Annotated in this window: 30 protein-coding genes; 3 read left to right on the top strand and 27 right to left on the bottom strand. The window is 53.0% G+C overall.

The window, feature by feature from the left end:
• Positions 1-2: 2 nt before the first annotated feature.
• From rpsP to B0W44_RS07035, 16 genes are all read right to left on the bottom strand, one after another.
• On the bottom strand, positions 3-275 hold the full coding sequence (gene rpsP / locus B0W44_RS07105) for a 30S ribosomal protein S16 (RefSeq protein WP_077719452.1): 273 nt from the start codon (positions 273-275) through the stop codon (positions 3-5).
• Between the two features lie 19 nt (positions 276-294).
• Positions 295-1644: a signal recognition particle protein gene (gene ffh / locus B0W44_RS07100; protein WP_077719451.1), complete on the bottom strand. Its 1350-nt coding sequence runs from the start codon at positions 1642-1644 to the stop codon at positions 295-297.
• A 12-nt stretch (positions 1645-1656) separates the two neighbouring features.
• Positions 1657-1986: a YlxM family DNA-binding protein gene (gene ylxM, locus B0W44_RS07095; protein ID WP_077719450.1), complete on the bottom strand. Its 330-nt coding sequence runs from the start codon at positions 1984-1986 to the stop codon at positions 1657-1659.
• 66 nt (positions 1987-2052) lie between these two features.
• Positions 2053-3048: a signal recognition particle-docking protein FtsY gene (gene ftsY, locus B0W44_RS07090; RefSeq protein WP_077719449.1), complete on the bottom strand. Its 996-nt coding sequence runs from the start codon at positions 3046-3048 to the stop codon at positions 2053-2055.
• A gap of 140 nt (positions 3049-3188) precedes the next feature.
• Positions 3189-4748, bottom strand: a complete 1560-nt coding sequence (locus tag B0W44_RS19330; RefSeq protein ID WP_472462587.1) for a coiled-coil domain-containing protein — start codon at positions 4746-4748, stop codon at positions 3189-3191.
• Complete coding sequence (smc, locus tag B0W44_RS19325; RefSeq protein WP_472462586.1) at positions 4742-6766, bottom strand: chromosome segregation protein SMC; 2025 nt, start codon at positions 6764-6766, stop codon at positions 4742-4744. Before smc ends, B0W44_RS19330 begins: the two co-directional genes overlap by 7 nt.
• Positions 6767-6880: 114 nt before the next feature.
• Complete coding sequence (gene rnc / locus B0W44_RS07080; protein WP_077721285.1) at positions 6881-7582, bottom strand: ribonuclease III; 702 nt, start codon at positions 7580-7582, stop codon at positions 6881-6883.
• A 13-nt stretch (positions 7583-7595) separates the two neighbouring features.
• Complete coding sequence (gene fabF / locus B0W44_RS07075) at positions 7596-8846, bottom strand: beta-ketoacyl-ACP synthase II (RefSeq protein ID WP_077719448.1); 1251 nt, start codon at positions 8844-8846, stop codon at positions 7596-7598.
• A 136-nt stretch (positions 8847-8982) separates the two neighbouring features.
• Positions 8983-9216 (bottom strand): acyl carrier protein, encoded by a 234-nt coding sequence (gene acpP / locus B0W44_RS07070; RefSeq protein ID WP_077719447.1) that lies wholly within the window; start codon positions 9214-9216, stop codon positions 8983-8985.
• Positions 9217-9253: 37 nt separating this feature from the next.
• On the bottom strand, positions 9254-9997 hold the full coding sequence (fabG, locus tag B0W44_RS07065) for a 3-oxoacyl-[acyl-carrier-protein] reductase (RefSeq protein ID WP_077719446.1): 744 nt from the start codon (positions 9995-9997) through the stop codon (positions 9254-9256).
• Between the two features lie 36 nt (positions 9998-10033).
• Positions 10034-10966, bottom strand: coding sequence for an ACP S-malonyltransferase (gene fabD, locus B0W44_RS07060; protein ID WP_077719445.1), 933 nt, complete (start codon positions 10964-10966; stop codon positions 10034-10036).
• The gene (locus B0W44_RS07055; protein ID WP_077719444.1) at positions 10959-11975 is read right to left on the bottom strand and encodes a beta-ketoacyl-ACP synthase III; all 1017 of its coding nucleotides are present in this window, start codon (positions 11973-11975) and stop codon (positions 10959-10961) included. The genes fabD and B0W44_RS07055 overlap by 8 nt, the downstream gene beginning before the upstream one ends.
• A 6-nt stretch (positions 11976-11981) precedes the next feature.
• Positions 11982-12968, bottom strand: coding sequence for a phosphate acyltransferase PlsX (gene plsX / locus B0W44_RS07050; RefSeq protein WP_077721284.1), 987 nt, complete (start codon positions 12966-12968; stop codon positions 11982-11984).
• On the bottom strand, positions 12968-13534 hold the full coding sequence (fapR, locus tag B0W44_RS07045) for a transcription factor FapR (RefSeq protein WP_077721283.1): 567 nt from the start codon (positions 13532-13534) through the stop codon (positions 12968-12970). Before fapR ends, plsX begins: the two co-directional genes overlap by 1 nt.
• Before the next feature lie 150 nt (positions 13535-13684).
• Positions 13685-13858, bottom strand: coding sequence for a 50S ribosomal protein L32 (gene rpmF / locus B0W44_RS07040; protein WP_077719443.1), 174 nt, complete (start codon positions 13856-13858; stop codon positions 13685-13687).
• Positions 13859-13888: 30 nt separating this feature from the next.
• Positions 13889-14404, bottom strand: a complete 516-nt coding sequence (locus B0W44_RS07035; RefSeq protein WP_169835464.1) for a YceD family protein — start codon at positions 14402-14404, stop codon at positions 13889-13891.
• 434 nt (positions 14405-14838) lie between these two features.
• On the opposite strand from B0W44_RS07035, the gene B0W44_RS07030 reads away from it, so the two are divergent.
• Positions 14839-16056, top strand: a complete 1218-nt coding sequence (locus B0W44_RS07030) for a nucleotidyltransferase (protein ID WP_077719441.1) — start codon at positions 14839-14841, stop codon at positions 16054-16056.
• On the opposite strand, the gene B0W44_RS18055 is transcribed toward B0W44_RS07030, so the two are convergent.
• On the bottom strand, positions 16035-16205 hold the full coding sequence (locus tag B0W44_RS18055) for a hypothetical protein (RefSeq protein WP_169835463.1): 171 nt from the start codon (positions 16203-16205) through the stop codon (positions 16035-16037). The genes B0W44_RS07030 and B0W44_RS18055 overlap by 22 nt on opposite strands.
• 222 nt (positions 16206-16427) lie before the next feature.
• On the opposite strand from B0W44_RS18055, the gene ylbJ reads away from it, so the two are divergent.
• A complete protein-coding gene (gene ylbJ / locus B0W44_RS07025) occupies positions 16428-17681 on the top strand; it encodes a sporulation integral membrane protein YlbJ (protein ID WP_077719440.1) in 1254 nt (417 codons plus the stop codon).
• A 92-nt stretch (positions 17682-17773) separates the two neighbouring features.
• Here the strand turns inward: ylbJ and coaD are convergent, their stop codons facing one another.
• The 9 genes from coaD to B0W44_RS06985 form a co-directional block, all read right to left on the bottom strand.
• Positions 17774-18253 carry a pantetheine-phosphate adenylyltransferase gene (gene coaD, locus B0W44_RS07020; RefSeq protein ID WP_077719439.1) on the bottom strand — a complete coding sequence of 160 codons (480 nt, stop codon included), beginning with the start codon at positions 18251-18253 and terminating at the stop codon, positions 17774-17776.
• A 20-nt stretch (positions 18254-18273) separates the two neighbouring features.
• Positions 18274-18840 carry a 16S rRNA (guanine(966)-N(2))-methyltransferase RsmD gene (gene rsmD / locus B0W44_RS07015; protein WP_077719438.1) on the bottom strand — a complete coding sequence of 189 codons (567 nt, stop codon included), beginning with the start codon at positions 18838-18840 and terminating at the stop codon, positions 18274-18276.
• A gap of 270 nt (positions 18841-19110) precedes the next feature.
• Entirely contained in the window at positions 19111-19278 is a 168-nt protein-coding gene (locus B0W44_RS18050) for a hypothetical protein (protein ID WP_169835462.1), read from the bottom strand.
• An 80-nt stretch (positions 19279-19358) separates the two neighbouring features.
• Complete coding sequence (locus B0W44_RS07010; RefSeq protein WP_077719437.1) at positions 19359-19865, bottom strand: hypothetical protein; 507 nt, start codon at positions 19863-19865, stop codon at positions 19359-19361.
• 284 nt (positions 19866-20149) lie between these two features.
• A complete protein-coding gene (locus tag B0W44_RS07005; RefSeq protein ID WP_077719436.1) occupies positions 20150-20473 on the bottom strand; it encodes a hypothetical protein in 324 nt (107 codons plus the stop codon).
• A 65-nt stretch (positions 20474-20538) separates the two neighbouring features.
• The gene (recG, locus tag B0W44_RS07000; RefSeq protein WP_077719435.1) at positions 20539-22593 is read right to left on the bottom strand and encodes an ATP-dependent DNA helicase RecG; all 2055 of its coding nucleotides are present in this window, start codon (positions 22591-22593) and stop codon (positions 20539-20541) included.
• A gap of 25 nt (positions 22594-22618) precedes the next feature.
• On the bottom strand, positions 22619-23485 hold the full coding sequence (locus B0W44_RS06995) for a DegV family protein (RefSeq protein WP_077719434.1): 867 nt from the start codon (positions 23483-23485) through the stop codon (positions 22619-22621).
• 22 nt (positions 23486-23507) lie between these two features.
• Positions 23508-25172 (bottom strand): DAK2 domain-containing protein, encoded by a 1665-nt coding sequence (locus B0W44_RS06990; protein ID WP_077719433.1) that lies wholly within the window; start codon positions 25170-25172, stop codon positions 23508-23510.
• 13 nt (positions 25173-25185) lie between these two features.
• Complete coding sequence (locus B0W44_RS06985; RefSeq protein ID WP_077719432.1) at positions 25186-25548, bottom strand: Asp23/Gls24 family envelope stress response protein; 363 nt, start codon at positions 25546-25548, stop codon at positions 25186-25188.
• 214 nt (positions 25549-25762) lie between these two features.
• Here B0W44_RS06985 and rpmB point away from each other — a divergent pair, with 214 nt between their 5' ends.
• On the top strand, positions 25763-25951 hold the full coding sequence (rpmB, locus tag B0W44_RS06980) for a 50S ribosomal protein L28 (RefSeq protein WP_077719431.1): 189 nt from the start codon (positions 25763-25765) through the stop codon (positions 25949-25951).
• 135 nt (positions 25952-26086) lie between these two features.
• On the opposite strand, the gene spoVM is transcribed toward rpmB, so the two are convergent.
• A complete protein-coding gene (spoVM, locus tag B0W44_RS06975; RefSeq protein WP_077719430.1) occupies positions 26087-26170 on the bottom strand; it encodes a stage V sporulation protein SpoVM in 84 nt (27 codons plus the stop codon).
• Positions 26171-26251 lie beyond the last annotated feature (81 nt).

Below are 26251 nucleotides of genomic sequence, written 5' to 3'. Positions count from 1 at the left end.
CACTACTTTTGCAATTTGGATTCGTGGAACTTCTTCATCACACCGGCTTTGCTCAGCAAGTTGCGAACAGTGTCAGAAGGTTGTGCCCCGTTTTTCAACCACTTCAACGCTCTGTCTTCGTCAATCTTCACTTCAGCCGGTTGAGACGTCGGATTGTAATAACCAATTTCTTCTATAAAGCGGCCGTCGCGGGGAGCGCGAGAATCGGCCACGACCAGGCGATAAAACGGAGTTTTTTTAGCACCCATGCGCTTTAAACGAATTTTAACTGCCATCTGTCGTCACCTCCTAAAGTTACTGCATAAAGGGAAACTTAAAGCCGCCCCGGCGCCTTTTACCGCCCTTCGTCATGTTCGTGAACTGTTTCATCATTTTCTTCATGTCGTTAAACTGTTTCAACAGCCGGTTGACATCCTGCACTTGTGTCCCGCTTCCCCGTGCAATGCGCCGTCTCCGGCTCGCGTTGATGATTTCAGGGTGTGCCTTCTCTTCCGGTGTCATGGAGAGGACGATGGCCTCTACACGGGCCAGCTGATTTTCGTCCACTTGCAAGTTTTTGAACCCTTTTATTTTGTTCATCCCCGGGAGCATCCCTAACACTTCATCGAGGGGCCCCATATTGCGCACCTGCTCGAGCTGCTCCAAAAAATCGTCAAACGTAAATTGCTGTTGGCGAATTTTTTTCTCCAATTCTGCAGCGCGTTCGGCATCAACGTTCGCCTGCGCTTTTTCAATGAGGGTGAGGACGTCCCCCATTCCGAGAATCCGTCCGGCCATGCGGTCGGGGTGAAAAGGCTCCAATGCGTCAACCTTCTCACCCATTCCCACAAATTTGATCGGACAACCGGTCACTGCTTTGACAGACAGCGCAGCTCCGCCACGGGTATCGCCATCGAGTTTCGTCAACACGACGCCGCTCAGTTCCAGTTCCCTGTGGAACCGTTCGGCGACGTTAACCGCGTCCTGACCGGTCATGGCGTCGACGACGAGGAGTATTTCATCGGGAGAGACGGCTTCGCGCATGTCGGCTAACTCGCTCATCAGTTCTTCATCCACGTGTAACCGGCCGGCCGTATCGATCAACACGTAGTCGCAGTGCTCCTCTTTTGCCTTTGTAACGGCCTCTTGGGCGATGGAAACCGGGCGGTCGTTTTCTCCTTTGGCAAACACGGGGACATTCAACTGCTCTCCCAACACTTGCAACTGTTTGATGGCAGCCGGACGGTAAACGTCACAAGCCACTAACATCGGATGGTGGTTTTGCTTCTGCAAGTAACGCGCCAATTTGGCTGTCGTCGTCGTTTTCCCCGCACCTTGCAACCCGACCATCATCACGACAGTCGGAGGGCGATGGGATTGGGCCAGTTTCGACTGGCTTCCCCCCATCAACTGCGTCAGTTCATCGTTAACCACTTTAATAACCTGCTGACCGGGCGTCAAACTCTTCATCACTTCCTGGTCGACGGCCCGTTCCTTTACGCGGTTGACAAAATCTTTCACGACTTTGAAGTTGACGTCAGCTTCCAGCAAAGCCAACCGGACCTCGCGCATCGCTTCTTTCACGTCGGCCTCGGTCACTTTGCCTTTTCCCCGCAGTTTTTTCAAGGTGGCTTGCAATCGTTCGGCTAACCCTTCAAATGCCATGCCGCCGCCTCCTTAATCAATTTCCAACAGCCGGTCAAGCAGCTGTTCGATTTGGGAAATGTCGGTCCCCGTTCGAAGTTTTTGTTTCAGTTCACGGACGAGCTTTTTCCGCTGTTCGAACTTCTCGACCAAACGCAGGGCGCTTTCAAACGCGATCAACGCTTTCTCCACTCGTTTGATGCGGTCGTGCACCGCTTGGCGGCTGATGGAATAATGTTCGGCGATCTCACCAAGCGACCAGTCCTCGACGTAGTACAACTCCATGAACGTGCGCTGCGATTCCTTTAACAGCGGGCGATAAAAGTCGTAGAGCAAGTTGAACGTCGTCGTTTTGTCCAGCATTCGCTCATCCCCATGACAGTTGACACAACATACTATACGCCAACAAATACGATGTGTCAAGCATTTTTACTTGTCAGTATCGTCTTGTGCGGCAAGGAGCGGATCAAATAAAGCGTAGACGAATTCTTCGGCGTCAAACGGCTGCAAGTCGTCCACTTTTTCGCCGAGGCCCACCATCTTCACCGGGAGATCCAGCTCATGGCGGATAGCGATAACGATGCCGCCCTTCGCCGTCCCGTCCAGCTTCGTCAACACAATCCCCGTCACACCCGCCGCTTCTTTAAACGTCTTGGCCTGGTTAAGGGCGTTCTGACCAGTGGTCGCGTCTAACACGAGCAGCACTTCATGGGGGGCACCCGGCACTTCACGCTGTACGACGCGGTAGATTTTGTTCAACTCTTTCATTAAGTTGACTTTATTTTGCAGCCGACCGGCAGTGTCGCACAGCAATACGTCCACTTCGCGGGACTTGGCCGCCTGTATGGCGTCGAACACGACAGCAGCGGGATCAGAACCCGCCTGGTGGCGAACGACGTCAACCCCGACCCGTTCGCCCCACACTTCTAGCTGCTCAATGGCGCCGGCGCGGAACGTGTCGCCGGCGGCCAACAACACCCGCTTGCCTTCTGATTTAAATTTGTGGGCCATTTTGCCGATGGTCGTCGTCTTACCGACGCCGTTGACGCCGACGAACATCAACACGGTCAGGCCTTCGGCGTTGACGTTCAGATCTGCCTTTTCTCCCTTGTCTTCTAGCAACGCGACCAGTTTCTCTGACAGGAGAGGCCTCAACTCTGTCGGATTTTCAATTTTGCGTTCCTTCACGTCCGAGCGCAACTCGTCGACGAGTTCCATCACCGTCATGACGCCGACATCCGCTTCAATCAGTATTTCTTCCAGTTCTTCGTAAAATTCCTCGTCAATTTTGCGGCGCCCCGTCACAAGTGCTTCCACTTTTCCGACAAACGATTGGCTCGTCTTCGTCAACCCTTGCCGGAACTTGGACGTTACCGTTTCCGTCTTCTGCGAGACGCGGTCCCGCAGTTTTTGAAAAAAACTCACCTTTCTTCCTCCCTCAAGTACTAAATGTTACGTTGCTGACAAATTCTTTCAGCTTTCTTGGTCGACGACACCATTGTCCCCCATCTGTCACCTTTAACGCGATGATGCTTCTCGCGAGTTGTCGGATGCCGCTCTATGGTTCATTCGGCTGCTGCCGCCACTTCCTCGGCCCCGCCTTCCAACTTGACCGAGACGAGCTTCGACACTCCCGACTCCTGCATCGTCACGCCGTACAGCACATCGGCGGCTTCCATTGTCCCTTTGCGGTGGGTGATGACGATGAACTGCGTTTCTTTGCTGAATTGGCGCAAATAGCGGGCGAAGTGCACCACATTGGCTTCATCGAGAGCGGCTTCGACTTCGTCCAAGACGCAAAACGGTACGGGCTTCACTCGCAAAATGGCAAACAGCAAGGCGATGGCAGTGAGCGTCCGTTCGCCTCCGGAGAGAAGGCTTAAGTGTTGCAGTTTCTTGCCAGGCGGCTGAGCGACGATGTCGACACCGGTCTCAAGGAGTGCGTCCGGATCTGTCAACCTCAAGTCTGCCCGGCCGCCCCCGAACAGCTCAGCGAACACTGTCTGAAACTGCTGTCGGATCGCCTGAAAGGTCGTCCCGAACCGTTCCGCCATTTCGCGGTCCATATCGTCGATGACTTGGTACAGAGCTGCTTTGGCTTCCAGCAAGTCTTGTTGCTGCGCTTCTAAAAATGCCAGGCGTTCGCTGACGCGCTCGTACTCCTCAACAGCACCTAAGTTGACCTCTCCGAGCGCCGCTATGCGCTCCTTAAGCTGTTTCACTTTTGTTTCGGCCGCCTTTGGGTCGTCCGGAACACGATATCGGTCTTTCGCCCGTTCATAGCTGATTTCGTACTGTTCACCCAAAGCGTTGAGCAAATTGTTCAGCTCCACATCGAGCCGATTGACGACAACCTCTTGCTTGTGGCGCTTCGTTTCCGCGTCTTGCAACGTTTGGCGGTGCTGGCGATAGACAGCGTCGCTCTCGTTCAATTCGCTTTGCCGCTTCGACCGATTGCGCCGTAACTCCTCGAGCTCGGTGCGAATGTTTTCCCTTTCCTCGTGCAGTGAACGGATTTTTTGCGCATAACTTGCTTTTTCTGCGTCGTTCTCACGATAGAGCTCCTCCAGTTCGACGACGCGTTCGGCCAAGACACGCAGTTCTTCTTCCACCGTTTTTTTCTCATTTTCCAACCGTTGAGCGTTCTCTAACAAGTGTTCTTGCTCCTGCAAGTGTTTCGCCAGTTTGACTTTTAACTCGGTCACGTGACCTGTCTCCGCCTCTTTTTCTTGCCTCTCGGCGGCAATGACCTGTTCAAGGCGCTCGCGTTCGGCGTTTAGTTTTTGTGCCTTCTCAGCGTTCGCCTCGATGCGGGACTCAATGTCAGCACGCTTCTGTCTGAACCGATCTGCCTCAGCCTCAGCGCGGCTCCCCTCACCTTTGAGTCGCTCTAGCCGTTCCACACTGTGCTCCCATTCAGAACGCTTGTGCTCCAGCTGGCTGCTCAGCTTCTGTTCTTCCAGTCGCAACGTCTCACCTTGCGAACGCACCTCTTCCAACTGGTTTTCGATTCTATCTTTTTCGCGGTGGTATCTTTCTACGTCTTTTTCAAGTTTGTGTTTCTCCCTTTGTAATGCCTCTATTTTCTTTTCCAGACTTTCCAGTTCACGCTTACGCCCTAACAAGTTGTGGCTGCGCTTCTGGGCACTTCCCCGCTCATGGAACCGCCGGGGTTGACGAGGTCTCCGTCCAGTGTGACGACCCGGTAACGGTATCGCAACAGACGGGCGATTCGGTTTGCGTCCGCCAGTTTCCGCGCGATGACGACGTTCCCGAGAAGTGAAGATACAATGTTTTCGTATCGTCCATCAAATTGAACGAGCTCTTGACCGATCCCGACAAACCCGCTGTCCCGCTTAACGGAATTCAATTCCTGCACGGTCAAGCGGCGCCCCCTTATCACATCCATGGGTAAAAAGGTCGCCCGCCCGAGGCGCTGCCTTTTTAAGTAGTCAATCGCTGCCCTGGCGTACTGTTCACTTTCGACGACGATGTGCTGCATCGCCCCGCCGAGAGCAGTCTCGACAGCCGTTTCCAAGTCATGCGGTACGGAGACGAGTTCAGCGACGGCACCTTCAATGCCGTCCAGCTTTCCCCGTTCCCTCGCTTTCAGCACTTCTTTAACTCCTTGAAAGAAACCTGAAAAATCCGCCTCCCACTCTTTCAACACGTCCCGCCTGGAACTGAGGGAGTTGAGCGTTTGCCCCAACTTCTGTAGCTGTTCCGTCAGACGGTTCTCCTTCGTCAAGACGAGCTCTCTTTTTTCGGCCACTGTCCGGTATTCGTCAACACACGCCTGCAGTTCCTTCGCTTTGCGTTGCTGAAGTTCTTCCAACGACGTCAGTTCATTGCGGATTTCATTCTCGTGCTGTTCGGTTTCTTTTCGTTCTCTCTCCAAACTCTCGCGCCGTTCGCGCAATTGCTGTTCCTGTTGATCGAGGTGACGCAAATCGTTTTTCAACGAGGCCGCTTCACCCATGAGTTCAATTAAGTCCGACTTGACGTCTTCCAGCTGTTCTTCAGCCTTCGCCGCGAGACGCTCTAAACGGTGCTCCCGCTGTTGCAATGCTTCACTCGTTCGGTCGATGTCATCTTTTTTCGCCTTTAACCGCTCTTCAACTTTGGTCAAGTCGTCGTCAACGTGTGCTAAGCGGTTGTTCAGGTGCTCTCTTTGTTCCAGGAGCCGCTTTTGTTCTGCACGCTGACTCCGCTCGCGCTCCAGCAGCACATCGTGCTGCCCTTCGGCCTTTTCCACCGCCTCACTCGTCTTCAGCAGCTGTTGCTGTTTCTCCTCCACTTGACGGTCTAGCTGCTCAAGCTGCCACTTCAGTTGTTCCATTTCAAGCTCTATCTGTTTCAGTGCCGTCTCGGCCGCAAGCTGTGCTTCCTCCAACTGCTGAAGCTGTTCGCTGGCGTGTTCCCACTCCTTATGTACACTGGCAATGTTGTACACGTACAGCCCCACTTCACACTGTTTTAGCTGTTCGCGTAGCTTTCGGTATGTTTTGGCCTTTTCGGCCTGTTCAGAGAGGGGACCGACTTGTTCTTTCAGTTCACATATGATGTCGTTAAGCCGGGCCAAGTTTTGCTCTGTTTCTTCCAGTTTGCGCTTGGATTCCCCCTTGCGCACTTTAAACTTGACAATGCCAGCGGCTTCTTCAAAAATGCCCCGGCGATCTTCTGCTTTCGTGCTCAAAATCTCTTCAATGCGCCCTTGTCCGATGATGGAGTACGCTTCTTTGCCCAGTCCCGTATCCATCAACAGTTCTGTAATGTCCTTCAGACGGCACGGTTGCCGGTTCAAGTAGTATTCACTGTCTCCGGAGCGGTACAAGCGTCTCGTCACCGTCACTTCGCTAAAAGAGATCGGCAGTTCGCCGTCACTGTTATCCAACGTCAGGGAAACTTCGCAAAAATTCACTGCGTGTCGGCTGTCACTGCCGGCAAAGATGACATCTTCCATCTTGCCGCCGCGAAGCGTTCGCGCACTTTGCTCGCCGAGCACCCACCGTATGGCGTCAGACACATTGCTTTTTCCACTGCCGTTCGGGCCGACAACAGCCGTTATACCGGGTACAAAAGCCATTTCCGTGTAAACGGCAAACGATTTAAAGCCCTTTATCTCGATCCGTTTCAAGTACATTGTGCCTCGTGCCCCCTTGCACTACGTTTCGATTATATACGAGCCTGGACGCTTAAGCAAAGAAACTCAGAGCTTGACTCTCACTCTGAGTTTCTGCGGCAGTCGAGGTACACGTCAGTGAATGTTTCGATTTGACTTTCTAAGTTTTAACAACGCTTCTGACGCTGCACGTTGCTCAGCTTCTTTTTTGGACCGGCCGACGCCGGTCCCTAGCGCGATGCCCGACAAGCGCACCTCGGCTTTGAACTCCCGGTTGTGCGCCGGCCCGCGCTCTTCCACGATGACGTACTTCAGTTCGCCCATTCCGTCGTGCTGCACCTTTTCCTGCAGTTGGCTCTTAAAGTCAGTCACCCGGGCGAACCGGCCCTCGTCAATCTGCGGAAAAATGTAAGACTGCAAAAAGTGTTGAACCGCCGTCAATCCCTGGTCTAAGTAGAGAGCGCCGACAAACGCCTCAAAGGCGTCTGCCAAGAGCGAGGGGCGTTTCCGTCCCCCGGACAGTTCTTCACCTTTTCCCAACAAAATGTACGACCCCAAGTCCAACTCGCCGGCAAAGGCGACCAGCGACTCTTCGCGCACGATGTTCGCCCTCATCTTCGTCATTTCTCCTTCACTCATGTGGGGGAAGTGACGGTAGAGAAACTCGGATATGGCGAGCTCCAGAACCGCATCGCCCAAAAATTCCAGCCGCTCGTTGTCCTTAAACATTTTTCTGCGGTGTTCGTTCACATACGATGAATGAGTAAACGCCTGACGAATAAGTTTTCGGTTTTTAAACGTGATGTTCAGTTTGCGCTCAAGTTGCGTCAAATCCACGGTCTCCACCTACTTACTCATCTGGAACGAATTTTTTCAATGCGATGGTTGCATTGTGCCCACCAAAACCGAGGGAGTTGGAAATGGCCGCTGCAATTTCCGCGCGCCGCGATTCGTTGGGGACGTAGTCCAAGTCACATTCCGGATCAGGCGTTTCATAGTTGATGGTCGGCGGCAGGATTTGATCTTTTAGGGCTAATGCCGTTGCAATCGCCTCAACGGCGCCTGCTGCTCCGAGCAAATGTCCGGTCATCGATTTCGTCGAACTGATGGCTACTTTGTAAGCATGTGCGCCAAACGTCGATTTGATCGCCATCGTCTCCAGCGCGTCGTTGTAATCCGTCGACGTCCCGTGAGCGTTGATGTATCCGACGTCTTCCGGTCGCAGTCCGGCATCTTGCAGCGCCCGCTTCATGCAACGGGCTGCCCCTTCCCCGCCAGGGGATGGACTCGTCAAGTGGTACGCGTCACCGCTCATGCCATAACCTACCACTTCAGCGTATATGTTCGCCCCGCGGGCGACGGCCGGTTCCAGTCGTTCCAGTAGCAGCACTCCCGAACCTTCGCTCATGACAAATCCGTCCCGGTCCTTGTCAAAGGGGCGGCTCGCTTTTGTCGGCGCGTCGTTCCGCGAGGTCGATAGTGCTTTCATACTGGAAAAGCCGGCAAAAGCGGTGGGCGTAATCGTCGCTTCAGCCCCACCTGCGAGCATGGCGTCGGCTTCGCCCCGTTGAATGATCCGAAAGGCGTCTCCAATGGCGTGCGTACCTGTGGCACACGCCGAAATAGCCGCGCTGTTCGGTCCCTTGGCCCCCGTCATGATCGACACTTGACCGGACGCCATGTTGGCGATCATCATCGGAATGAAAAACGGACTGACTCTCCGCGGGCCTTTTTCCAACAAAATGCGGTGTTGTTCTTCCCACGTGTTTAAACCACCGATGCCTGAACCTATGTAGACGCCGACTCGATCGGGATCGATGGACTGCATGTCAAAAGCGGCGTCTTCTAACGCCATCTTGGCCGCAGCCACCGCAAATTGCACGAAGCGGTCCATACGCCGGGCGTCCTTTTTCTCCATGTAATTCAATGGGTCAAAGTGTTTCACTTCCCCCGCGATGCGAGAAGGGTACTGGCTCGCATCGAAGTGCGTGATCGGACCGATGCCTGATTTTCCCGATAACAGGGCGTCCCAAAAAGTTTCTTTGTCGTTTCCCAACGGGGACACGACCCCCATCCCGGTAATGACAACCCGATGATTCATGACGTTCACCTCTTTTCCGTGTACTTGAGGAAGCGATGAGAGGATGGAATGAACTAAAAAATAAGAACTTAATCCTTACGGCAAAGTCCCGTGTCACGAACGGGACTTTGCTCAAAGGGTTGACGTAAAGATCACCTTACTGGTGCGATTCGATGTAATCGATCACCTCTTGTACGGTCGAAATTTTTTCCGCTTCCTCGTCGGAAATCTCCATGTCGAACTCATCTTCCAATTCCATGACCAATTCAACGACGTCGAGAGAGTCCGCCCCCAAGTCGTCTTTGAACGAAGCTGTCGGAACGACTTGAGACTCTTCCACATCGAGACGATCGACGATAATTTTTTTCACTCTTTCAAACGTGTCTGCCACTGCCGTTCACCTCCTCTCCAGTATTATACGAAAAACATTAGGACATGACCATTCCGCCGTCGACGTGCAACGTTTGCCCGGTTATATAAGCGGCGTCATCGGAAGCCAAGAAACGGACGACGCGTGCCACGTCTTGCGGCTGGCCCAATTTCCCTAACGGAATTTGTTCTATCAGTTTTTTTTGGATTTCGTCTCCTAGTTTTGCCGTCATATCTGTCTCGATAAACCCGGGGGCGACGGCATTGACGGTAATGCCGCGGCTGGCAAGTTCTTTTGCCGCCGTCTTCGTCAACCCGATCACTCCCGCCTTGGCAGCGGTGTAGTTGGCCTGCCCTGCGTTCCCGGCGACACCGACGACAGACGCAAGATTGATGATGCGCCCTGAACGCTGTTTCATCATCGGGCGTGAAACGGCTTTAATCCCGTTAAACACACCCTTTAAATTCGTTTCTATGACTTCGTCCCACTCGGATTCTTTCATCCGCATGAGCAGATTGTCCCGTGTAATGCCGGCGTTGTTCACGAGAATGTCCAAACGGCCAAACGTTACCGTCACCCGTTTCACCATCGCTTCCACGTCTTTGTACGACGCGACGTTCGCTTGCACGGCGAAAGCTCGACGGCCCATCGCTTTGATTTTGTCGACCACTTCCCCTGCTTTCGCCTCGCTTCCAGCGTAATTGACTGCGACGTCTGCGCCTGCTTCAGCCAGTGTCAACGCGATGTCCCGTCCAATTCCACGGGACGCTCCTGTCACGAGGGCTGTTTTTCCCCTTAGCATACTCGTCCACCTTTCAGCCAAAATATTTGTGTATTGTTACAACAAACGGAGCGTCTTTTCCAAGCTTTCTGGATCTCCCACGTGATAGACGTTGGCCTTCCGATCGATTTTACGTATGAGGCCGCTCAACACCCGACCGGGGCCAATTTCGACAAACGTGTCCACCCCTTGCTCCAGCATCCAGCGTACACTGTCTTCCCACAAGACAGGCGCCGCTACTTGACGCACGAGCGCCCGCTCGATATCGTCTCCGGACCGAAGAGGACAGGCGCACACGTTGGCCACGACAGGGATGCGCGCAGACTGAACGCGAACGCCTTCCAGCACTTTTTGCAAACGTTCCCCTGCCGGCTTCATCAGTGACGAGTGAAACGGGCCGCTCACCGCCAAAGGTACGACTCGTCGGGCGCCTGCCTTCCTCGCCCGTTCAGCCGCCGCCTTTACGCCCGCTGACGAACCGGAGATGACGATTTGCCCCGGACAGTTTAGATTGGCCAGCTCCACCGTTTCGCGTTCAGTGCTCACATCCCGGCACAGCGTTTCGAGCGTTTCCCGATCTAGGCCCAGAACAGCAGCCATTGCGCCGTTTCCGGCAGGTACAGCGGCTGCCATCAACTGTCCACGGGCCCGAACGACACGTACGGCGTCGGCAAAAGCTAACGACCCGGCTGCTACTAGAGCTGAGTACTCCCCTAGGCTGTGCCCGGCCACGTAATCCGGCTCGGGCGCATGCGCTTCAAACTCCTTCCAGAGGGCGACACTCGTCGTCAGCAAAGCGGGCTGGGTGTTCTCCGTCAAATTAAGCTCCTCTTCCGGTCCTTCAAAGCAGAGAGCGGAGAGAGGAAAATCGAGTACTTCGTCTGCTTCGGCAAACACACCTTTTGCCAGCCGGCTATTGTCCGCAATAGCCCGCCCCATCCCGACGGACTGCGATCCCTGTCCAGGAAATACGTAAGCGCGCTTACCCATCCAATCCCACCCTCTCCATCGTCCACGTCAGAGCAGCCGCTCCCCAAGTCAAACCGCCGCCGAATCCGACTAAAATCAGTTTGTCGCCTTTGCGTATACGGCCCGTGCGCACAGCTTCGTCGAGGGCGACGGGAATGGAAGCAGAGGACATGTTGCCGTACCGGTCGACGTTGACGATCACCCGTTCCTCTGGCAGATTCAGACGGTTGCGGGCCGGTTCGATAATGCGGATGTTCGCTTGATGGGGAACGAGAAAGTCGATGTCGTCTTTACTCCACCCCGCTTTGGCCACAACTTCGTCGGTGGCTGACTGCATGACACGCACCGCGAATTTAAACACTTCGCGACCGTTCATGTAAATGTACTGCAAACCCTGTTCCAACATTTCCGGCGTCATCGGATAACGGGAACCCCCGCCCCGTTGATTGAGGAGCGGCCCTCCCGACCCGTCCGCTCCGAGGTCGAACGCTTTAAATCCCTCCCCTTGAGAAACCGGGCCGAGCACAACAGCTCCTGCACCGTCACCGAACAAGACGCACGTATTGCGATCTGTCCAGTCCGTAATTTTAGATAGACACTCAACCCCTACGACGAGGACGTAACGGTACATCCCCGTCTGGATGAACTGGACGCCCGCGGCGACCCCGTAAAGAAACCCGCTGCACGCGGCGGCCAAGTCGAACGCCGCCGCTTTGGAAGCCTTTAGCCGATCTTGCAACACACACGCTGTAGAGGGAAACGACATATCCGGCGTTACCGTCGCCACGATGATGAGATCGAGGTCACTCGCGCTGATTCCTGCCATCTTCAGCGCTTGTTCAGCCGCCGGCAAGGCGAGATCGGACGACGCCTGATCTTTCGCCGCGATGCGTCGTTCGCGAATACCGGTGCGGCTGACGATCCATTCATCGGTCGTGTCTACCATTTTTTCCAAATCTTTGTTCGTTAACACCTTTTCCGGCAAATAAGCTCCGGTTCCGACAATCCCAACTGATACCGTTTTTGTCACTCTCTTTCAACTCCCCAGATTTTGACTGATTTGCCCGATCACATCGCGTTCGACAAACGTCCTGGCCTGTTTGATAGCGTTTTTGAATGCCTTTCCGTCTGACGATCCGTGTCCCTTGACGACGGCCCCCTGCAGCCCTAAAAGGGGGGCCCCTCCGTATTCAGTGTAATCCATTTTTTCTTTAAAACGGACGAGCCTAGGTTTCAACACAGCCGCCGCCAACTTACTCGGCAGGTTGCGCCTCATTTCCTCCTTTAACGCAGACAATACTGTCTCAGCCACGCCTTCGATGCTTTTGAGCAATATGTTGCCGGAAAACCCGTCGCAGATTAAAACGTCGCACGCCCCGTTAAGCACGTAGCGCGCTTCGACGTTCCCCACGAAGTTGAGGGGCATTTCCTTCAACAGGGGATAAGCGGTCTTCGTCAGTTCATTTCCTTTCCCCTCCTCGGCACCGACGTTGAGCAGTCCGATGCGCGGTTCAGAAACGCCGAGCACTTTCTCCGCGTACACACTTCCCATTAATGCGTACTGGGTTAAATGACTTGGTTTTGCGTCCACATTTGCCCCGACGTCCAAGACGAGCACACCGCGTTCGTCCACAGTGGGAAAGACCGGGGCCAGCGCCGGGCGCTCAATGCCTCCGATTCTCCCGACGTGAAACAGGCCGGCTGCCATCAGGGCTCCCGTATTCCCTGCACTAATCGCAACGTCGGCCTCGCCGGTTTTCACAAGGGAACAAACCTTGACGAGGGATGATTCTTTTTTGCGCCGGACAGCGCGAACAGGTTCTTCCCCTGTACGGATCACGTCTTCCGCATGCACAACCGACACATTCGACGGTAAGGCCTCGCCTCTCACCTGGGCGATTTTTTGTTCGTGGCCGACGAGCAAGATATGAATGTCCGGCCAAAGGCGCGCAGCCTCTACTGCTCCGGCAAGGGGAGCTTCAGGAGCGTGGTCACCTCCCATTACATCAAGCGCCACGCGCATCATCTGTTCGACACCCTTTCCAGCGGCCCGTGGTAAATGTCAAATTGGCCGTGAAGCACTCTGTCCTCGCCGACTCGCGTCTCAACCTCAACTTCTGAACGCTCTTCCCCATGGCTCGCCACCTTCGCTTTCGCTATACATTTATCGCCGAGCACAACCGGTTTGAGGAATCGCACCGTGGATTTGGCGGTTAAAGCCAGTTCTTCGTCAATTAACGCAATCGCCAGTGAGTTTGCCTGTGCAAACAAGTAATGCCCCCGGGCGATGTTATTGCGCGAAAAAACGTGCTCTGCCCCAACTTCAAACAAGGATATGCCGTAGCGATCTAATTCAAGGTCAATAATGTCTCCAATCACTTCGTCTGGCGGCAGTGATCGCACTTGACCGTAAGCTTGCTCCGCCATACTCTTAATTCGTTCCCGCAATTCCGGAATGCCGAGCTCCATCCGGTCCAAACGAATGGTCTGGACACTGACGTTAAATTTGTTTGCCATGTCTTCATCAGTTATAAACGGATTGTCTGCCCACTGGCGGGAAAGTTCCTGCTGACGCTGTCGCTTGGACAGACGCAAAGCGTTCACCACCTCATCATAATACCTGGTACTAATTCCAGTATAAAAAAAAAGGTGAACACGGTGCAAGACAAGAGGCAACAAAAAAGACAAAACCGGTTCGGCTCTGCCTTTTTTGACTAGTCCCCTCTTTAATTGAATACCTTAAACTTCGACAACTTCTTCGCCTTTATACGTGCCGCAATGTTTGCACACGCGGTGGGACAGTTTCATTTCGCCGCACTGGGAACAGCGCACCATCCCCGGCACAGACAGTTTAAAATGAGTTCGACGCTTGTTTTTACGCGCTTTCGACGTCTTTCGTTTAGGTACGGCCACATTTAACACCTCCTAAGTACTCGTTCTTGTTTACGTGTTGTCTTTGGACGAAAAAAAATTTTTTAACTCGGCCAACCTTGGATCGATCGTTTCTTGTTTACAATCACAATCGTCTGTATTGCGGTTCACGCCGCAAACAGGACACAACCCCCGGCAGTCGTCGCGGCAAACGGGGACGAACGGTATCTCCAACAGCAACACTTCGCGAATGTACGGTAAAAGGTCTACCTCGTCCTCTTCGACAACGTGAATGTTTGTGTCGTCCTTTTCCTCTGCCTGGGCCGGCTGCTCCCGGGAAAATACTTCGTGCCAATCTGATTCAAGGGGCCAATCGTACGCCGTCAGACATTTGGAGCACTTTAACGTGAGCACTGCGTTCAATCGCCCGTCTATGACGTACAGATCTTCACTGTAACGGGCACGGGCTTTCACGAATACTTTGACGGATTTTTCTACGTTGGGATGGACCTTAGTTAAATCCACATCCACGGAGAAGTTGAGGTCCTGTTCCTGTTGGCGTCTCAGTTCGCGTAACTGGATGCGCACGGTGATCCCTCCTTAAAACCATGCTCGCGGTCATGTAATCATTATTCCCACGTCGAGAGGCATCACACGTATCAACATGACGCCAAACACAATCAAACATCCGTAATTATAGCGAAAGCCGCCATCAATTGTCAACGTGTGAAAGGTCATTGTATAATAGTGCGTATTCTCCGCCCTTGACGTGCGCTGCCGTGTCAGAAAAGACCCCGTGCTGTTTGACGGCACCCTTTTGGGATTGAGCATGGCGCGAGGTGTGAGGGGTGTTTCATGGACTATTTTAGTAAAAGTGACAATTCGAGACTACTGTCTCCGAAGCCACCTCTCTGCAGCGTCGTGGGAATGGCGTTTTCTATTAAGGAAGCTCTCTTTCACTGACATGAGACATCCCCTCTCCCGCTTATGAAGGCGTTTTGTGAAAAAAGGAGGTGTCCTTGATGCGTACTGTAGGGGTAATCGTCGAGTACAATCCGTTCCACAACGGACATCTCTACCACTTGCAACAAGCGAAAAAGGTGACGGCTGCCGACGCGGTCGTCGCCGTGATGAGCGGTTATTTTTTGCAACGAGGCGAACCGGCCCTTGTCGACAAGTGGACGCGTACGGAAATGGCCCTTCTAGGCGGTGCCGATCTCGTCCTGGAACTTCCCACTGTGTTCGCCAGTCAACCGGCTGAATGGTTTGCATACGGCGCTGTCGCAGTGCTCAATGCGACTGGCGTCGTCGACACGCTCTGTTTTGGCAGTGAGAGCGGTGACTTGACGTGGATGCAAGAAGTCGCCCGAACGCTGGCGCGAGAACCGTCTTCATTCCGACAGCGGTTGCAGCAGTACTTAAAGGACGGGTTAAGTTATCCCGACGCTTACGGGCGCACGCTGCACGACTATCACCCCGACATCCCCTCTGAACTGGCGGAGCCTAACAATATTTTAGGGATTAGCTACTTAGCTGCACTGCATAAGACAAAAAGCCCGATTCGTCCTTTTACTGTGCGCCGGGAAAAGGCGGGTTACCACCAAAGGGAGCTAACGGATCACCACATCGCCAGTGCGACAGCCATCCGCCGTCAATGGCTGGAATCAGGTGATGTTAACGCCATTGAACCGTTTGTCCCTCCCACGACCTTCCTTCTACTTAAAGACCGAACTGAAAAGGGCATCCCGCCGTTGACTTGGGAGTCGTTCCACCCCATGTTGTTCGCCAAACTGATGACGGCTACAGCGGAAGAACTATCCCTTTACTACAACGTAGATGAGGGGTTGGAGCATCGGCTGCTTCAGCAGTTGTCCCACTCCCACACAGTCAACGAGTACATGACGGCGTTAAAAACAAAGCGCTACACGTGGAACAGGTTACAGCGAGTCATGACCGCGATACTGCTCGGATGGACGAAGGCAGACGTCAACCGATCCCTCTTGGCCGGTGGCCCGGCGTACTTGCGCGTTCTCGGGTTTTCGGACAAGGGCCGCCTTTTATTAAAGCAGATGAAGAAAACTGCCACACTGCCAATCATTACGCGCATTTCCAAAGACCGCCCGTCCATGTTGGAGTGGGATATACGTGCCAGTCGCCTGTACAACTTGGCTACCGGCTGGCGACTGCCGTTTATGGAAGAGTTTAGACGAACCCCTGTTTACGTCCGTTCTGACAAATGATTCCTAACAATGAATAGCGTCCTGCTCGCGACAGGTGCGATTCTCACCTCGGTTTCCAACTTTTTCACGGTGCGAAACAGCTCCCGCTTCGTTCCGGTCGCCGCCTCGATGTCTTTCGGCCTGAAGAAAATCTCGAACTTCCTTTGCATCGGCGGCGACAACTTTTTGTTTCACACGTCTCTGACCCTACAATGCGATATCCAGTTGGTTGTATACTTCCAGTCTCATCATCAGTCCGGCTAACGGTCCTCTGAACTCGGTACGCCTGGCGTCGTCCCTATTCGTTTGGCAGCCAGATATGCTTGGTCTATTTTTGTGGACAAACGCGTACACATGGAATAACAACGATGGCCACGACTGGAGGATGCTTCATGCGTAAAGGCATAAAGGCAAACCGTGCCTGGCTCAAAAGTTTTCTCCTGGGAGGAGGCGCCCTGTTTCTCGTCGTCTCTTTAGTTTTGTACCCCGAGACGGCCTTTAATTCTTCCTTAGAAGGGCTGCAAATTTGGTGGGAAGTCGTCTTTCCGGCTCTTCTCCCTTTTTTTATCGCTTCTGAAATTTTGATGGGGTTTGGAGTCGTTCACTTTCTCGGCGTTCTGCTGGAACCGTTTATGAGACCGGTCTTTCGCGTACCGGGTCCCGGCGCGTTCGTCATGGCTATGGGGTTGGCTTCCGGCTATCCCATAGGCGCAAAATTAACGTCTCGCTTAAGGGAACAGGGATTGATCACCCGCAGTGAAGGAGAGCGGCTCGTCTCGTTTACGAACACCGCGGATCCGCTGTTCATGTTCGGGGCTGTCGCCGTCGGGTTTTTCCACGATGTGAGCCTCGGCGTTACGCTGGCCGTTGCACACTACTCTTCGAGTTTGCTCACGGGGATCGCCATGCGTTTCCACGACCCGAGAGGAGAAACATCTCCGCCGATGGAAACATCCCGAGAATTTTTTCTCGTTCGCGCTGTGAAAGCGATGCACAATGCGCGGCTTAAAGACGGCCGCCCCTTCGGCACACTGATCGGGGATTCCGTCATGAATTCGATTCAGACCCTTTTGATGATTGGTGGGCTCATGATGATATTTTCCGTCCTAATCGAAGTGATGTCCCTGATCGACATCACGACGCTGCTCGCACACGTATTTGCCTTTATCCTCATGTTGTTAGGCCTTCCAACCGATCTCTCAACGGCCATGATTTCAGGGTTGTTTGAAATTACATTAGGCGCCAAGGCCACTAGTGAATTTAAAGACACCTTGCCGATGATTTACGTAATGGCAATCGTCAGTACAATTGTCGCCTGGAGCGGCCTGTGTGTCCACGCACAAGTGGCCAGCCTGCTCAGCACGACGGACATTCGATATAAACCGTACTTGTTTGCCCGCATGTTACACGGCCTGTTAGCGGGCGTGATCACTGTCATCGTTTGGAATCCCGTACAGCGCTACCTCCTCACATCCGACGCGGCCATTCCGGCTTTCTTACAACAGCTGCCGAATAACAGCTTTTCCAATCTGTGGTCTCGCCTCGAATTTATCGGCTTTCGAGTGCTGCTGCTCTTACTGGCGCTCATTGGCATCGCCATCCTAATCAATGCCGTGCAAACGATCGTCAGCCGAAAGAAAAGATAAAAGGTTCTTCCGCTTTCGAGACACGTCTCTCCGGCCTCGAAACACGCCTAACTGAGCTGATTCCTCAGGCAGGATGAGCTCACCGTCCGATTCTACGACGAAAACTTTTGTTGCAGCGCCTTTTCTACCGGATAAGGGACCAAATCTTTGACCGACCCGCGGTATTGGGCGACATTTTTAACGATACTCGAACTTAAGTAAGAATATTTGTTATTCGTCATCATAAAAAACGTTTCAACCTCGTCGTTCAGTTTGCGGTTAATGGAGGCCATTTGCAGTTCGTATTCAAAGTCTGACACCGCCCGCAACCCTTTAATAATCGTTTTCGCCGACTTTAAACGCATGTAGTCGACGAGGAGTCCGTCAAACGAGTCAACTTCGACGTTTTCTATCTCTTGCGTCACCTCGACTAACAGGCGAACGCGTTCCTCAACTGTGAAGAGCGGCTGTTTCGACGGATTTTCTAATACGGCGACGATGACTTTGTCGAACACCTTTGCGCCCCGTTGAATAATGTCCAAGTGTCCGTACGTCACGGGATCAAAACTGCCTGGATACACGGTGATAAACATGGTGCCCCTCCTTCCTGTTCCTAGAGTGCCGCTTTGTCGCAATGTTGAAACAGTGAAATGTGCACATTTCCGTACCGCCTTGTAAAATTCCGGTCCAAATCCGCAACTTGATTCGGAATCGTTTCGTCTTCCGTGTGTTCAACGACGATCACACCGTTCGGGCGGAGTACGGAACAGCGCGCCACTTGTTCAAGGACGGGCCGGAGGGCGTTCTTATTGTAAGGAGGATCGAGGAATATGAGGTCGAACTGACAGTGGCGACGCTTGAACAAACGGAGAGCCTTGAGCGCATCGGTACAATAAACTTCTGCTTTTTCACTCAAATTCGTCGCCGCTAAATTTTTGCGAATCGTCGCCCAGGCGGCTCTGTCGCGATCGATGAACACGACTTTGTCCAAACCGCGGCTGAGGGCTTCAATTCCCAGACCTCCCGTACCTGCGAACAGGTCTAATCCAACCCCGCCGTCAAAAAACGGACCGATCTTGTTAAAAACAGCTTCTTTTACTCGATCCGCCGTCGGCCGCGTTCTGTTTCCCGGAACGGCAGACAACTTGTGCCCCCTGGCGGTCCCGGCTATCACCCGCACACGACATCCCCCCAATGACACGTTTATCCTACCATAAAACGATCAGGCGAAAAAAGCGAAAAAAGTCGTGGCCGACATGTATATTTTCTTTAATCGCGGCAATGATATAGATGACAACGTTCACCGAGCGTTGTCGACAACCGCGGAGAAGACTTACTTTTCCCCATAAGCTCTTCCTCCGGTTTCTCCTCTCCCATATAGGTATCTGAGGTTCCTCAGATACGAATTGACCCGCACGGTTTTGAAACCATGCGGGTCCTTTTTGTGCCTTTATTGGATACGCGGGTATTTCCCGTAAAAATACCGGTAACAGTTGTTTTGAGAGCCGCTGTACTCGATCCGGTGATCCCGCCTCAACGGGTTGAAAAACTTAAAATAGTCGTCCTCGTGCATGACAGTAGCTCTCGGAACGTTTTCCTCGCGAATGACGTAGTACATCAATCGTTAACCTCCTACATGGTGTCTTTATACTTCAGTATTCTCAAAAAATTAACCATTTAAACCCAAAAAAACACCACCTAGCGGTGATGTGTCCGATTGACTCTTTTTTTGTGCCTTATCCGAACTGTGGACTGTTCGCCGTTCCAAACGCGACGGTCCCGTTTCGCCTCTTCATCCCCGGAAACTCCCGACCGATGATAACCCTTTCGGCTGCTGTCCAACTGCGGATGAACGGGATTTTCTGCCTCTAGTTCTTCCGGGTAAGGGTAGAAGGGCGGACCCGGTGGAAAGACCGGCGGCCGACTCCAATGAGGAAAGGGCGGCGTTCCCCTCCCAACGTCGTCAGGTCCCCAATGGTTGGCCGCACGTGCGTCGGGAGTCGGCGGGCCGGGCGGAAATATTCCCAACGGCGGCGGGTTCAACGGTTCCAACGGTTCTCGTTCTGGGAACAGTCCGCCAAAAGGTGGCCCGTGAAAGCCGCGATCTTTCCTTTTCTCGCGGATGAACGTCTTCAGTCTGTCTTGTAAAAGTTCTAGATTCGGGTTTTGTTCTTTCAAACGGTTCAACCACTCTCTGATGGACATGCGAAAAACCTCCTTTCCGAAGCTTGCGATCGCTCGATCAGTATATGTTATGATCTCGATTGCGCTTCGGAAGGACATCGGTGCCCATTTTTTAAAATGTTAGCCCCCCTCTGAAAAAGAAAACCAACCCGATAAGAAATAAGACGACGGCGGTTATCCAAATGATACCCCCTGAAACAAAAGAAGAGCTCAAACGCCTTGACATACGGGACACCTCTTACCAACCCGCGAATAGATGTAGTACATTTTATGGCAGAAGGTGATGAAGTGTTTTAGGCCGTATGCTAGGATGACCTCGTGACGTACTGTTTGGCCCATTTCGCTTGTATCGCTGTCAACACCTTTTCCTCTACGAGGACGTCAATGAGGCGAAACGACAGCTCTGTCTTGCGCGCCGAATGCTTCAACCGCTCGATTTCTTGTTCGGTCAGCACTTGTTTGTACAGCCTTTTGTAGTGGGACACCAGTCCCACGGTCCCTTTCGTCTGTTTAATTCGCTTGGCGTCTTCTACCCACCGTTGAATCATTTTGGTCGTAATCGCTTTACGCCTTATGACTTTGTTGACGTAACGTGCCGTCTCCCGGTAAAGGGCTTGGTAATGGTCCACACTTTCGACCTCCGCTCATTTTCTTACACTACCGTATGCGGCGGCCGTCGAAACATTGACACCGATCAATCAAAGTTTTTCCTGTACAGTACGTCCTCCCCTTCCAGTTGCTCACGCAGTGGACGAAAGCGCTCCTCTTCCCAAAAAGCGTCGCTGTTCACCAGTTTTACTGCATCTTGCCGCGCCACTTCCAGCACCCGGTAATCCTCAATTAAATCGGCCACTTTAAACTCGGGGAGACCGCTCTGTTTGACACCGAAGAAATCTCCAGGACCGCGAATTTTTAAATCTTTGCGGGCGATTTCAAACCCGTCGTCAGTTTCCGTCATGATCCGCATCCGCTCTTTCCCCGTATCAGACTTGGGATCGGCGACGAGGATACAGTATGCTTGTTCGTCGCTGCGGCCGACACGGCCCCGGAGCTGATGCAGTTGGGCGAGTCCGAATCGCTCGGCATCGTAAATCACCATGACTGACGCGTTCGGGACGTTGACGCCTACCTCTACAACGGTCGTCGACACGAGGACGTGTATCTTGCCGGAGACAAATTCGCCCATCACGCGTTCTTTTTCCTTGGCAGGCAATTTCCCGTGTATGAGTCCCGTCCGGTACGGCTGGAGCGCCGGTTCCAGCTGTTCCAATACGTCATACGCATTTTGCAAGTCAAGTTTTTCTGACTCCTCAATGAGGGGACAAATGACGTACGCTTGACGTCCGCGGCGGCACTCCTTATGGATAAATTCCATCACACTGCCGAACTGGTTCGGTTTCACTTGCACTGTCTTAACGGGCTTCCGACCCGCCGGCAATTGGTCGATGGTCGAAACGTCCATATCTCCGTAAGCAGAAATGGCGAGGGTGCGCGGAATGGGGGTGGCCGTCATAAACAGCACGTCCGGGTCTTCTCCTTTTTCGCGCAGTTTGGCCCGCTGGTTAACGCCAAACCGGTGCTGTTCATCGGTAATGACTAGCCCCAGGCGGTGAAAGTGGACGGATTCTTGAATGAGGGCATGGGTGCCCACGACGACATGGGCTAATCCCATTTGCACCATGCCGAGGGCCTCCCGTTTTTCCCTTGCCGTCATACTGCCTGTGAGCAACACGACGTCCACCCCGTAAGGTTGTAGGTACTCGCGGATCGTGTGGGCGTGCTGTTCGGCTAGTATCTCTGTCGGCGCCATTAAAGCACCTTGAAACCCGCTGACGTAATTCGCGTACAACAAGGCGGCGGCCACCACCGTTTTCCCTGAGCCGACATCTCCTTGAAGCAGACGATTCATTGCCACCGGCTGTTGTAAGTCGGCCAGTGCCTCTTTTAATACCCTCGCCTGAGCGTCCGTTAACGTAAACGGCAGCGCCTTTATAAACTCGCGCACCTTGTCAAGCGGCACGTTCTTGGCTGTCCCGTTTAACCGTTTTTTACGGGTATGGCGCAACACCTGCCATTTCAACTGGAACATGAGCAACTCTTCGTACACCATGCGGCGCCGCGCCTGGTGGCCATCACGACTGTCCCGCGGAAAGTGCATCACGTACAGCGCATCCCGCCGATTGAGCAGTTTATAGCGCCGGATGAGCTCAGGCGGCAACGTTTCTTCGATGTCATCGCCAAACTGGTCGAACGCCTGCCGAATGACGTTGCGCAGCCACTCGATGCGGACGGAACCGCTGACAGAGTAAACGGGTTCCAACCGCCCCAACAGCCGTTTTTGTTCCTTCTCGGAGAAAAGTGATCGCTTCACCGTCAGCTGCAGTCGATGCCGATCCCACTTGCCGACGAGGACGACAGTGCGCCCGGGGTAAAGCTTGTCTTTTAAGTAATGCCGGTTAAACCACACCGCGTTCACCCATACGCCATCTGTTTGAACTTTGACAGACATGCGCGACTTTTTGCGCCCGTACCAGCGTACCGCAGGGACGCCCGCCACTTTTCCCCGCACCGTGATCGTCTCTTCGTGCGCTGCATCGTGTACGTCCCGAATCCGGTAGTCTTCATATCGGTAAGGAAGGTATTCAAACAAGTCCAAGACAGTATAGATGCCCAGCTGAGCCAAATGTTTCGCCCGCTGGGCACCAATACCCGCGACTTCCGTTACGGGGAGACGGCTGACCTTTGTCATCTGTCCACTCTCTCCTAACTCCGATCTAAGCGATGGCACTCTCTTTCATAACGGCAACGCCGATCGTTCCAGGACCAGCATGCGTCCCGATGACGGGACCGAGTTCCACGACATCTAAACGCGAAATGTTCAACTTCTCTTTTAACGTTGCAGAGATCGACGCTGTCTCACCTTCGGACTGGGCGTGTAACAACCCGACCCACACGGGCTCGTCCCCGGCATATTGCTGCAGTTTCTCGTACATGCGGTTCATCGCCTTCTTTTTACCCCGCACTTTCTCGTCGGGCGCCACTTCACCGTCCTCGTCCAACATCAATATCGGCTTTATGTTCAGTACCGAACCGAGGAGAGCGGAAGCTTTTCCGATGCGCCCGCCTTTTTGCAAATACTTCAACGTGTCAACCATAAAGTACACGCGCATCTCCCGTCTGAACGATTCGGCGATCTTCCGGCACTCTTCAAGACTTTTTCCCGCTTTTGCCGCTTCGGCCGCGGCGACGACCATCATGCCGGTAGCGTATGACGCCTTTTTCCCGTCAAAAACGTCAATCTTCAGTTCATCTTCCAACATCGACTTCGCCAGCACTGCCGATTGATACGTTCCGCTCAAAGCAGCAGACAAGTGAATGGACAGGATGTCATGTTTATCTTCCCCTGCCGCTTTGCGGTACGCTTCTACGAATTCATTGGGTGACGGCTGAGATGTCGTCGACAATTCATTTGCTTGGGCCAATTTCTCATAAAACTCTTCCGGCCTCAAGGTGATGCCGTCCAAAAACGTTTCCCCTTCCAGGTGCACTTTTAACGGAACCATTTCAATGTCCAGTTCCTTGCGAATCGGTTCCGGAATATCCGCGGTGCTGTCCGTGACAACTTTCACCCGGCGACTCATTGAATCAACCCCTTTACCGTTCTTACTCTACGGCGAAAAGATAGTAATACAATGGCTGCCCGCCGTTATGTACTTCTACTTCCACATCTGGAAACCGCTCTGTCAAAAAGCGCTCCAAATCTTCCACTTGACTGGCTTCTGTCTCCTCCCCGTAAAAAACTGTTACAATTTCCGTGTCGTCCGACACCATCCCCAGCAACAACTGTTGGGCCGTCTCCAGCAAAGAAGGGTGGGTCGCGGCAATTTTACCGTCAATGATCCCGATAAAATCGCCTTTTTGTATCGAGAGGCCGTCCACTTGCGAATCCCGTACTGCATAGGTAACTTGTCCACTTTTGACGTGCTCGACCGCTTCCATCATCGCACGCCGGTTCTCCTCGATCCCCGCTTCGGCGTTGAACGAGAGCATCGCTGACAACCCTTGGGGAACCGTTTTACTCGGGATCACCGTCACCGGCTTTTCCAAAATCTCTCCTGCTTGCTCAGCGGCCATGACGATGTTGCCGTTATTCGGCAAAACGATGTAGTGTTCTGCACGTACCCCTCTCAGCGCGTTCACGATGTCTTCCGTACTCGGGTTCATCGTCTGTCCGCCGGCGATCACCTCATCCGCCCCCATGTTGCGAAAAATGTCAGCGATTCCGTCCCCCATGGCCACGGCGACAACGCCGTAACGCTTGACGTCATCACTTGTTTCGAGTGCTGTGTTTTTCTCCACGATGGACCGGTGTTGCTCGCGCATGTTCTCAATTTTAGCCGTGCGTATGTCTCCGTACTGCAAACCGTATTCGATCAATTTTAGCGGTTCTTCCGTATGTATGTGGACCTTCACTAAATCGTCGTCGGCGACGACTAACAAGGAATCACCGTGGGCGTTTAACGCTTCGCGAAAAGCCGCTTCATCAAATGGGCGGGTAGATTCCTTCTCGGGAATAATCTGAATAATAAATTCGGTGCAGTAGCCGTATTCGATGGTTTCTGTCGCAATGTGGGACTGGGCGCTCTTTTGGTGCGCTATCTCGGTCAACGTGTCCAGCGATTCGGTCTGTTCTCGCCTCTCACTGATTTCATCGCCTTTTAATGCTGCTAAAAACCCCTCGTATATGTATACCAAACCTTGTCCGCCTGCATCGACGACTCCCGTTTCCTTCAACACCGGCAAAAGATCGGGGGTTTGATCCAACGCTTTTTTGGCCGCGTGAAGCACTTCTTCCATTAATTCCGCCACATCGTTTACGCGGATGGCCGCCACCTTGCCGTGTTTGGCAGCTTCCCGTGCGACGGTCAAAACCGTTCCCTCCACCGGCTTAATCACGGCTTTGTAGGCTGTATCGACACCGTGTTGCAGGGCTTGTGCAAACTCGCGGTGTGTCACCCGCTCTTTGTCCTGCACTTCTTTCGCAAAACCTCGAAACAGCTGTGACAAAATGACACCCGAATTGCCCCTCGCCCCCATCAATAAACCGCGAGAAAGCGCTCCTGCCACTTCTCCAATATGGCTGGATGCGTTCCGGTTCATTTCGTCGACACCGGAAGAGAGGGTCAAATTCATATTCGTTCCCGTATCGCCATCCGGGACTGGAAACACATTCAGTGCGTTGACTTGTTTGGCTGACTGTGACAAATGCTGAGCTCCCGCGGACACCATGTGGGCGAACATTCGTCCATCTAGTTCGTTCTTTGTCACGATGTGACCTCCTCTACTCGTTCGTCAGACGAACGCCTTGCACATAAATATTGACGGCTCGGGCATGCAAACCTAACGCTTGGTTCAAAGCGTATTTCACTTTTGCCTGTACATTGTGGGCGACTTCCGAAATTTTTGTACCGTAACTGACGATAATGTACAGGTCCAGTTCGATGCCGTCTTCGAGAGTACGCACTTCGATCCCTTTGCTCAAGTTCTCGCGCCCGAGAAGTTCGGCAATCCCGTCTTTGATCTGACTTCGGGACGCCATGCCGACTAAACCGTAACATTCCAAAGCAGCACCGCCGGCTATCGTTGCAATCACTTCGTCGGACACGTCGATATTGCCCATGTCGTTCGACATTTCAACTGCCATGAACGCAATCCTCCTTGTGTTTTGAGGGTGCCCACCTGCCAATTGACATTATTATCATTGTACAATAACCTACTGGAGAAAAAAAGAAAAAGGGAGCGGAAAGACAACAACGTCTTTTGTAAAACCTGACGTTCTCGACTGTCCCAGTCCTTGAAAAACACGTGTCTCTGTGATAAAGTTGTTTCGTGTTGAAATGGGTAAGGAGGTGGAGCCATTGGCACGCAAATGCTATGTAACAGGCAAGCGAGGAAAATCTGGTAACCGCGTCAGCCATTCACATAGAAAGACGAAACGCAAATGGGGTGTCAACCTACAAAAAGTGCGAATTTTGGTCAACGGCAAGCCGAAGCGCGTCTACGTTAGTACGAAAGCTTTAAAATCGGGGCTAGTCGAGCGCCCGTAACGCATTAAAAAGCACCTGAAGCGGTGCTTTTTCACTTGGCAAGAAACAGCATTTCCCGCCCCTATGCACTTAGACCGTCACCCCACGTGCTTTTTTGACGACGTCACAAAAGTCCCGCCGGCCATTTTGTCGCGTTCACTTTTGGCGATAAAGGGCGCCCATAATCGCTTTGACAATCCCTCCGAGAAACCGTGGCAGCTTTATCGTGTAAAACTTCACCGCTAGCCCTCCTTGTCATATCGCAAACTGAATCCCCATACCTTATTAGTTATATTCTATAAAAAAGGAAATGTGCCTAGA

Source organism: Novibacillus thermophilus (genome assembly GCF_002005165.1).
Lineage (GTDB): Bacteria > Bacillota > Bacilli > Thermoactinomycetales > Novibacillaceae > Novibacillus > Novibacillus thermophilus.
Note: the sequence above shows the minus strand (reverse complement) of the source record. Positions and strands in the feature narration are given on the sequence as shown.